Below are 8,686 nucleotides of genomic sequence, written 5' to 3' on the forward strand. Positions count from 1 at the left end.
GCCTGCCGCGGTGCCGTCGGCGGCGCAGAACCGTGCGGCCATGACCGGCGGGGCTCCGGTGAGCCTGCCGCGGTGCCGTCGGCGGCGCAGAACCGTGCGGCCATGACCGGCGGGGCTCCGGTGACGGCGGCCCGTTCGCGTCCTGTCACCACGGGTCACCGGCCGCCCCCGCCGCGGCGGACGTTCTCGTCGGGCCAGCGGGCGCTGCTCTGGGCGGCCGGCGTGCTCGGTGCGCTGGCCATCGTGATCGCGGTGCTGATCGTGCTCAACGCCCAGGACCGTCGCGACCAGCAGTCGCCGGCGCCGACGATCACCAACACCATCACCGAGACCACACCTCCCGGATCGCCCCCTGCATCGCCGACGGCAATGCCTGGTCAGGGCCGAATCGGAACGGAAAGTCATGTCGACGCGGGATTCGGGGTATCCCTACTCGGCGCGACCGAACGGCCGCCGGTGACTCCTGCGGTACACCAGACACGCGTCTCCGAACACATATGGCTCCCAGAACAGACATGACAACCCCACAGCATCTGTCCGACCGTTACGAGCTGGGCGAGATCCTCGGCTTCGGCGGCATGTCCGAGGTCCACCTCGCGCGCGACAACCGACTGCACCGTGACGTCGCCATCAAGGTGTTGCGCGCCGACCTCGCCCGCGACCCGAGTTTCTACCTCCGGTTCCGCCGTGAGGCGCAGAACGCCGCTGCGTTGAACCACCCGGCCATCGTCGCGGTGTACGACACCGGCGAGGCCGAGACGCCTGCCGGGCCGCTGCCCTACATCGTGATGGAGTACGTCGACGGCGTCACCCTGCGCGACATCGTCCACAACGACGGTCCGATGCCGCCCAAGCGGGCGCTCGAGGTGATCGCGGACGCCTGCCAGGCGCTGAACTTCAGCCACCAGCACGGCATCATCCACCGCGACGTCAAGCCCGCCAACATCATGATCAGCAAGGCCGGCGCGGTGAAGGTGATGGACTTCGGCATCGCACGCGCCCTGGCCGACAGCGGCAACAGCGTCACCCAGACCGCCGCCGTGATCGGCACCGCCCAGTACCTGTCCCCCGAGCAGGCCAGCGGCAACACCGTCGACGCACGCTCCGATGTGTACTCGCTGGGCTGCGTCCTCTACGAAATGCTCACCGGTGAGCCGCCTTTCGTCGGCGACTCCCCCGTCGCGGTGGCCTATCAGCACGTCCGCGAGGACCCGATCCCGCCGTCGCGGCGCCACGAGGGCATCAGCCCGGAGCTGGACGCCGTGGTGCTCAAGGCGTTGACCAAGAACCCGGACAACCGCTACCAGACGGCCGCCGACCTGCGCACCGACCTGGTCCGGGTGCACAGCGGCGAGCAGCCCGACGCGCCGAAGGTGCTCACCGACGCCGACCGGACGTCGTTCATGACCGGCACACCGAGCCACGACCGCACCGAGCAGATCAACTACATGCCGCGGCCCGAGCCCCGCGCCGCAGGCAGTGACCGTGGCGGATCGGTCGGACGCTGGCTGATCGCGGTGGCGGTGCTGGCCGTGCTGACGGTGGTCGTGACCGTGGCGATCAACATGTTCGGCGGTGAGACCCGCGACGTGGCGGTGCCCGACGTGCAGGGCCAGGTGTCGGCCGAGGCGATCGCCGAGTTGCAGAACGCCGGCTTCCGGGTGCGCACCCAGCAGGAACCCAACTCCGAGGTGCCGCCCGACCACGTCATCAGCACCTCGCCGCAGGCCAACTCCGAGGTGGGCGCCGGTGACGAGGTGACCCTCAACGTGTCCACCGGACCCGAGCAGCGCGAGGTCCCCGACGTCCGCGGCGGCACCTACGCCGAGGCGGTGCGCAAGCTCGCCGACGCCGGGTTCGACGAGGTCCAGCAGCAGCCCTCGGAGTCCACGCCGGAGCAGAGCGGCCGGGTGATGGCGACGGTGCCACCGGCCAACTCGACATCGGCGATCACCAACGTCATCACCATCGTGGTCGGCTCCGGCCCGGGATCACTTCCGGTGCCCGACTGCGAGGGCCAGACCGTGGACGTGGCGACCCGCAACCTGAACACCATCGGCTTCACCACGGTGCTCACCGCTCCGGTGGACAGCCCGCGGCCGTCGGGCGAGGTCCTGGCGTGCGATCCGGGGCCAGGGACGTCGGTGCCGAAGAACACCCCGGTCACGCTGCGGGTGTCGAAGGGCAACCAGTTCATCATGCCGAACCTGGTCGGGCAGTTCTGGTCGGACGCGTTCCCGCGCCTGCAGGCACTGGGCTGGGTGGGGCCGTTGGACCGGGCCGCCGACGTGCGGGACAGCGGTCAGCGGCTCAACGCGGTGGTGTCCCAGAGCCCGCCGCCGGGCACCGGCGTCAACTACGACGGATCGATCACGCTGGCGTTCGCTGCGTAGCGGCGGCCACCGCGTCGGCGACTTCGTCTTCCAGCCGGCGCACCAGCGCCTCGTCCGGGGCGCCGCCGCAGTAGCCGAGCCAGTTGGCCAGCATCCGGTGTCCGCCCTCGGTGAGGATCGACTCCGGGTGGAACTGGACGCCGTGGATGGGCAGCTCCGCGTGGCGCACACCCATGATGACGCCGCCGGCGGTGCGGGCGGTGACCTCGAGGTCGGCAGGCACCGTGTCGGGCAGGATGGTCAGCGAGTGGTACCGCGTCGCCGTGAACGGATCCGGAAGCCCTTGCAGCACACCGGTGTCGGCGTGGTGGACGACGCTCGTCTTACCGTGCAGCAGTTCGGGGGCGCGGTCCACGGTCGCGCCGAACGCGACGCCGATGGCCTGGTGACCCAGGCACACGCCGAGCAGCGGGGTGGCCGTCGCGGCGCACGCCCGCACCAGCGGGATGGACGCCCCGGCCCGCTCCGGGGTGCCGGGCCCCGGGCTGAGCAGCACGCCGTCGAACTGGTCGGCCACCTCGGCGATGTCGGCCTCGGAGTTCAGCCACTGGTCGTCGTTGCGCCACACCTGCGCGTTCACCCCGAGCTGGCCCAGGTACTGGACGAGGTTGAACACGAAGCTGTCGTAGTTGTCGACGACCAGGATCTGCACGCAGCCAGGTTACCCGGGTGATTTCGCGGGCTCAGCGCCACAGGTGCGGGTGGTACTTCGGGCAGACGCAGTGCGGGTCGTCGAGCGGCGGGTCGAGGACGCCGGCGGCGAACGGCGCCAGGTGCGGCTCGATCCGCAACGCCGAATCAACCACCTTCCGCGTCACCTCACCGCCGTCGTGGAGGGACATCTCGACCCGGGTGGCGCGCACCCACACGAACGCCCGCACGCCACCGATGTCGACGTGGCCGGGCTGCGCGAGGTGCGGCAGATGATCGATCCGACGCGGCAACCCGGCGTACGCGTCGCCGCGGTAGCCGACGCCGGGAACCGGGCGGGGTGCATCGTCGGCGACCGCCGTGGCGTCGAGACCGAGGCCGGCGAGGACCGTCCGCACCTCGGCTTCGGTCGTGGCGCGAATCGCGGCCCGCAGGGAGTCGCCGTCGCCGGCGTGGCCGCCGAACGCGCGGCAGAAGCGGAAGTACCGCAGGCTGGGCGCCCATCGCCGCAACTGGTCCGGAGGATGGGTCTCGTAGAGGTAGGCCAGCCAGCGGCCGTCATCGGCCATCAGTAGCCGATCGGGCCTGCCGGCTTCGCGTAGCGCATCCGGACGGGCTCGGTGTGGCCGACCAGTTCGACGTCGGCACGCGTCTCCTCGGTGTAGCCGAGGCCGAACCGGACGACGTACTGCTTGTACAGGGTCACCAGGGGCGCGGCGGACAGGGCGGCCTGCATGGCGGCCGCGTCGCCCACCGCGGTGACGACGTAGGGCGGGCTGTACGTGCGGCCGTTGAGCAGCAGGGTGTTGCCCACGCAGCGCGGCGCCGAGGTGGCGATGATGCGCTGGTCCTGCATCTGGATTCCTTCGGCGCCTGCGCTCCACAGCGCGTTCAGCACGGCCTGGATGTCCTGCTGGTGCACCACCAGGTCGTCGGGTGCCGCATCGCGCGGGAATCGGCCCTCAGCGTCGCGCTGCGCGTCGTTCAGCGTGACGACCAGCCCTGGCCCGCGCACCGGATCGAGCCCGGCCTCGCCGGCCAGGGTGTCGGACCGCGCGGTGATCGCGGCCAGCGCAGCATCGGTGCCCGGCGAGCCGCCGTGGTGGGCGTCGACCCGGCCCGACAGGGCGTCCCGCTCGGCCGTGAGCCGATCGACCGACTGCTGGGAGTCACGCACGAGGTCCACCAGGCGGGGGGCGTCGCTGCGCCGGATCTCGTCACCACCGGCCACCGTGTGCGTGGCAGCCAACAGCACGCCTGCCAGCAGGCAGACCACCGGGACGCCGAAGCGCCAGGCCGAGCGGCGCTGTCGCTGGTCCATCGGTTGGCCTTTCCGGTCGGTGGCTACGTTAGGCTCTTTGATGCAACTCCATCGTCGCACTGCGTGGTCGGTATCCGCACCGATGACGACGTGTGCGGCGCCGATCGTCCGCGAAGGTACCCATGCCCAAGTCCAAGGTCCGCAAGAAGAACGACTTCACCATCAGCCCGGTCAGCCGGACACCGGTGAAGGTCAAGGCCGGGCCGTCCAGCGTGTGGTTCGTCGTGCTCTTCATCAGCCTGATGCTGATCGGCCTGATCTGGCTGCTGGTGTTCCAGCTCGCCGCGACCAACCCGATCGACACCCCTGGGATGCTGCAGTGGATGGCCGATCTCGGCCCGTGGAACTACGCCATCGCGTTTGCCTTCATGATCACCGGCCTGTTGCTCACGATGCGCTGGCGCTGACCGGCCCGTCCGACGTTTTGAATTCAAATGATGTTCAGGACGTTACCGCTCCAGCAACGACCGGCCCGGCCAATCACATCCGTGTGATTCATCCCCATTGGGGATAGCACCTGTGGATAGATCCATTCGCAACGGTAAAAGCCCCTTAGGGAGCCATGCAGCAAACTGAGTGGAGCCCCTCCACCATGGGGATCGCCGCATGCGGCATATTCGGGCTTATGATGGCTGCGGCCGCTGTGACCCTCATCACAGACGCGCCCGGACGTGTCCTCACCGGCATTGCCGCGGTGGGATTGCTCACGTTTGCAAGCATGTCGTGGCGTGCGCGCCCGAAACTGGCAATCACTGGTGACGGGCTCGCGATTCGCGGGTGGACGCGCACCCAGATCCTGCAGCGGGCCGACATCAAGCTCATCCGGATCACGGAGTTCCGCCGCATCGCACGCACCGTGCGGCTGCTGGAGATCGAGACGGCCGACGACCGGCTGCAGGTGTTCACCCGGTGGGATCTGGGGACGGATCCGCTAAGCGTGTTGGACGCACTCACCGAGGCCGGTTACGCCGGAAAATAGGAACGCGACTTGTGGCGTCTCAGCCGCGGCGAACGCGGCCGAGACTCCACAAGTCGCGCGGGAAGCCTAGGAGACGGTGACCGACTCGATCACGACCGGCTCGGTGGGGCGGTCGCTGCGATCGACCGCCGTGGTGGCGATGGCGTCGACGACCTTCTGCGACTCCGGGTCGACGACCTCGCCGAAGATGGTGTGCCTGCGGTTCAGGTGCGGCGTCTTGCCGACGGTGATGAAGAACTGCGAGCCGTTGGTGCCCGGGCCCGCGTTCGCCATGGCCAGCAGGTAGGGCTTGTCGAACTGCAGCTCGGGGTGGAACTCGTCGGCGAACTGGTAGCCGGGTCCGCCGCGGCCGGTGCCCGTGGGGTCACCGCCCTGGATCATGAAGCCGTCGATGACGCGGTGGAAGATGACGCCGTCGTAGAAGGGTCCGGACGTGCTGCCGGACGCGTTCTCGCCGCTGTAGTCCTTGGTGCCCTGAGCCAGCCCGACGAAGTTGGCGACGGTCTTGGGTGCGTGGTTACCGAACAGTGCGATCTTGATGTCGCCGCGGTTGGTGTGCAAAGTCGCGGTCGCTGTCTGAATGGGGCTCGTCACGGGAAGTCAGTGTGCCATCCGCCGATCGGGCGCGCGCACGCCACCCACTGTCGCGGCATTGCCCGCCGCGGCACCGGCGATGATGGCAGGGTGGAGCGCACCGTTGCACGGCCGCAGAGAGGGCAGAGATGAGTTCGAAGACCGATGCGCGTTTGGCCCCGCGTGAGCGCCTGGCCCGGGGCCTGAAGTACTCCGCGGTGGGGCCCGTCGACGTCACCCGGGGCGTGCTCGGCCTCGGCGTCGACTCGGCGCAGTCGACCACGGCGACCCTGCGCCGTCAGTACCGCAAGAGCCGGTTGCGCAAGGAGATCGCCGCCGCGCAGAGCGCGATCGCCGGAGAGCTCGCCGCCGCCCAGGAAGTGGTGGTCAACCTCCCGCAGGTGCTGCAGGACGTGCGCACACCGCCGCAGCGGCGCCGCCGGCCGCTGGTCGTCGCCGCCGTCGCCGCCGCGGTACTGGCCGGTGGGGCGGTGGCCTTCTCGGTCGTGCGCCGGAACAACAAACCCCAGCCGTCGCCGCTTCCGCCCAGCGTCGAGGTGACGCCAAGGCCGTGACGGCTCAGCGCACGTTCCGCGCTCTCGTGAGGGCCGCTTCGGTCCCGAGCTCGCTGCGCGCGTCCGCAGACTCGACGTAGGCCGCCAGGTAGCCGTATAGGGCGTGGGGATCGAGGTCGAACCGGCGGCAGTCCACCTCGATCATCGGTACCGGCGGGAGGCGATCGATTCGCCAGAGTCGTGTCGTGTACCGGCGGTCCCAGTCGGCGTTCGTGTACCCGATGACGAGGATTGTCGGGTGGCCGTTGAATGCCGGCGTGATGCCCGCGATGGCCGGCCACTCCAATCGTGACTCGAAGCTCCATCCGCGATGGGCGATGCCACGACCGGAGAGCGTCACTCCACCACGCCGGATGCGGCCGAAGGCCGCCGCCGCTCCGAACGAGCCGAAGAAGAGCCCGCCCGCCGCCAGCAGAGCGGTCGCGGCGGCAGGCCCGCCATGGCGGACGAACACCTCGACGGCTGCCATGAGACAGAACGCCGCGCAGCACGCCGTCACCGAGACCAGCAGCGCGAACTGCGCTCCCGAGCAACGGATCTCGGTCGCCGGGACGCCACCCCGCTCACCCAACGTCCGCAGCGCCGCGGGGAGCTCGACACGGCGGAATCCGATGGCCGCTCCGAGCGCCGCCACGAGAGCCATCGCGAGTGCGAAGAGCAGGCAGTACCGGGCCGCCACGACGTTCCCGCCGAGCGCGGCCGCGACTGCGGTCGCGGTGGACGCCGCCGCGATCGTGAGCGTTCCCGCGATCGCGAGGCGTTCCCGTACGCCGCCTGTCGTGTCCGCCCAGCCGTCGGGCAGGTCTGGACGCTCGGGGCTCGGATGGCTCAAGCCGGCGACTTCTCACCCAGCGCGGCAGCCAGCTCGGGCTCACCGAGCGCGGTGTAGGCACGGCCGTACTTGGCGCGCAGCTCGCTCCGCGTGGGTTCGGCGAGCTGCGCCAGGCGGGCGGGATCGGAGTTGTCGGCCAGGTCGGCCAGCTTCACCACGCGGGCCAGCGGGTGGACGTCGATGGCCCGGTAGTAGTCGGCTTCCGGAACGTCGTCACGACGCGTCAGCAGAATCACGCAGTCGACGACAGACTGGGGGATGCCCTCGGCGAGGAGGTCGGCCGCCGTGATGGGGGAGTCCTCGATGACGTCGTGCAGCAGCGCCGCCGCCTTCGCCTCCGCCGTGCCGACACGTCCGGCGACCCGCCGAGGGTGGGCGATGTAGGGCCGGCCGAGCTTGTCGACCTGCCCGAGGTGGGCGCGGCGGGCAATGTCGTCGGCCTTCGCGATCAGAGCGGCATCGGACAGCGCCGAGATAGCCATGCGCCGCACCTCTTCTTGATCACGGTCACACCAGGGGAGTGGAGCCTAGGAGATTCGAACTCCTGACATCTGCCTTGCAAAGGCAGCGCTCTACCAACTGAGCTAAGGCCCCTCGCGGGTTCAAGCCGGGTGGTCGACCGAGTGCCACACCTCGGGGCCGTGACGCGAACGCCACACCACGGTGGCGACGGCCGCGGCTGTCGCCATCGCGATGACCACCACCAGCTTCATCGGTGCCCCTTCCGTGGGCGCCCGCCGGCTGTGCCGGCCCCGTGGGCCTAGGAGGACTCGAACCTCCGACCTCTTCGTTATCAGCGAAGCGCTCTAACCACCTGAGCTATAGGCCCGTAATCGCATACGGCCGAGCGGGAAGATTACCGTAATCCAGCCGTCGGCCCCAAATTCAATCCCGGTCGGCGAGCGTGACCTCGACGCCACCGACGAGGTCGGTGGTCAGGTTGTAGATGAACGCGCCCGCCGTCGCCATGGCCGACAGGATCACGATGTTGACCAGGCCGATCAACGCCGCGCCGCCGAAGATGGTGCTGCTGGACACCAATTCACCGCCGGTGCTGCCACTTGCGCTGGTCAGCAGGTCGCCCACGTTGCTGTTGAGCTTGCTCCACACACCCATGCCGCCGAGCACCAGGTACAGAAACGCCACGGCGATCATCCACACGAAGAACAGCGCCACCGACAGCACCAACGACACCTTCAGCGCGCTCCACGGGTCCACCCGGCGGATCTGCATGGTGGCCCGCACCGGGCCCTTCGGCTTACTGCTGCCCACGTGGACGCGGCTCGTCGGGGCCGACGTCCGCGGCGCCGGTTCGGCGGGCCGGTCTGTGCCGGTGCGCCGCTGCGGGGGCCGCGGCACCGG

The 8,686-nt window shown here is 69.8% G+C and carries 11 protein-coding genes, 2 tRNA genes and 1 pseudogene; 5 read left to right on the top strand and 9 right to left on the bottom strand.

Translation table 11 applies throughout. The features are described 5' to 3' along the window. Both H7I41_RS09180 and pknB read left to right on the top strand, forming a co-directional pair. Window positions 1–519: pseudogene (locus tag H7I41_RS09180) on the top strand (hypothetical protein); the annotation flags it as partial. Continuing rightward, window positions 516–2,393: a Stk1 family PASTA domain-containing Ser/Thr kinase gene (gene pknB, locus H7I41_RS09185; RefSeq protein WP_264012274.1), complete on the top strand. Its 1,878-nt coding sequence runs from the start codon at window positions 516–518 to the stop codon at window positions 2,391–2,393. The pseudogene H7I41_RS09180 and the gene pknB, both read left to right, overlap by 4 nt. Here pknB and H7I41_RS09190 read toward each other — a convergent pair. Genes H7I41_RS09190 through H7I41_RS09200 form a run of 3 tightly spaced genes read right to left on the bottom strand, consistent with a single transcriptional unit; the run spans window position 2,371 to window position 4,365 of the window. Beyond that, the gene (locus H7I41_RS09190; protein WP_264012275.1) at window positions 2,371–3,045 is read right to left on the bottom strand and encodes an aminodeoxychorismate/anthranilate synthase component II; all 675 of its coding nucleotides are present in this window, start codon (window positions 3,043–3,045) and stop codon (window positions 2,371–2,373) included. The two genes, pknB and H7I41_RS09190, sit on opposite strands and share 23 nt — an antisense overlap. Before the next feature lie 31 nt (window positions 3,046–3,076). Next, complete coding sequence (locus tag H7I41_RS09195) at window positions 3,077–3,613, bottom strand: hypothetical protein (RefSeq protein WP_264012276.1); 537 nt, start codon at window positions 3,611–3,613, stop codon at window positions 3,077–3,079. Further along, window positions 3,613–4,365 (bottom strand): DUF881 domain-containing protein, encoded by a 753-nt coding sequence (locus tag H7I41_RS09200; RefSeq protein ID WP_264012277.1) that lies wholly within the window; start codon window positions 4,363–4,365, stop codon window positions 3,613–3,615. The genes H7I41_RS09195 and H7I41_RS09200 overlap by 1 nt, the downstream gene beginning before the upstream one ends. Window positions 4,366–4,487: 122 nt before the next feature. On the opposite strand from H7I41_RS09200, the gene crgA reads away from it, so the two are divergent. After that, window positions 4,488–4,772, top strand: a complete 285-nt coding sequence (gene crgA / locus H7I41_RS09205; protein WP_264012278.1) for a cell division protein CrgA — start codon at window positions 4,488–4,490, stop codon at window positions 4,770–4,772. Between the two features lie 155 nt (window positions 4,773–4,927). Beyond that, on the top strand, window positions 4,928–5,344 hold the full coding sequence (locus tag H7I41_RS09210) for a PH domain-containing protein (protein WP_264012279.1): 417 nt from the start codon (window positions 4,928–4,930) through the stop codon (window positions 5,342–5,344). 66 nt (window positions 5,345–5,410) lie between these two features. Here H7I41_RS09210 and H7I41_RS09215 read toward each other — a convergent pair whose 3' ends face one another. After that, on the bottom strand, window positions 5,411–5,938 hold the full coding sequence (locus H7I41_RS09215; RefSeq protein WP_264012280.1) for a peptidylprolyl isomerase: 528 nt from the start codon (window positions 5,936–5,938) through the stop codon (window positions 5,411–5,413). Between the two features lie 128 nt (window positions 5,939–6,066). Between H7I41_RS09215 and cwsA the strand changes: the two genes are divergently transcribed. Further along, window positions 6,067–6,492: a cell wall synthesis protein CwsA gene (cwsA, locus tag H7I41_RS09220; protein WP_264012281.1), complete on the top strand. Its 426-nt coding sequence runs from the start codon at window positions 6,067–6,069 to the stop codon at window positions 6,490–6,492. Window positions 6,493–6,496: 4 nt separating this feature from the next. Here cwsA and H7I41_RS09225 read toward each other — a convergent pair whose 3' ends face one another. The 5 genes from H7I41_RS09225 to H7I41_RS09245 all read right to left on the bottom strand — a co-directional run. Beyond that, the gene (locus tag H7I41_RS09225; RefSeq protein WP_264012282.1) at window positions 6,497–7,324 is read right to left on the bottom strand and encodes a hypothetical protein; all 828 of its coding nucleotides are present in this window, start codon (window positions 7,322–7,324) and stop codon (window positions 6,497–6,499) included. Then, window positions 7,321–7,800, bottom strand: a complete 480-nt coding sequence (locus H7I41_RS09230; RefSeq protein WP_264012284.1) for a guanosine-3',5'-bis(diphosphate) 3'-pyrophosphohydrolase — start codon at window positions 7,798–7,800, stop codon at window positions 7,321–7,323. The genes H7I41_RS09225 and H7I41_RS09230 overlap by 4 nt, the downstream gene beginning before the upstream one ends. Before the next feature lie 45 nt (window positions 7,801–7,845). Then, window positions 7,846–7,918: transfer RNA gene (locus H7I41_RS09235), tRNA-Ala, on the bottom strand. A gap of 161 nt (window positions 7,919–8,079) precedes the next feature. Further along, window positions 8,080–8,153, bottom strand: a tRNA-Ile gene (locus tag H7I41_RS09240). A gap of 56 nt (window positions 8,154–8,209) precedes the next feature. Continuing rightward, window positions 8,210–8,686 (bottom strand): DUF3566 domain-containing protein (locus H7I41_RS09245; protein WP_264012283.1); only part of this gene is annotated, 477 nt, incomplete at its 5' end.

The sequence above is a fragment of the [Mycobacterium] manitobense genome, from assembly GCF_025821665.1.
GTDB classification, from domain to species: Bacteria; Actinomycetota; Actinomycetes; order Mycobacteriales; family Mycobacteriaceae; genus Mycobacterium; species Mycobacterium arseniciresistens.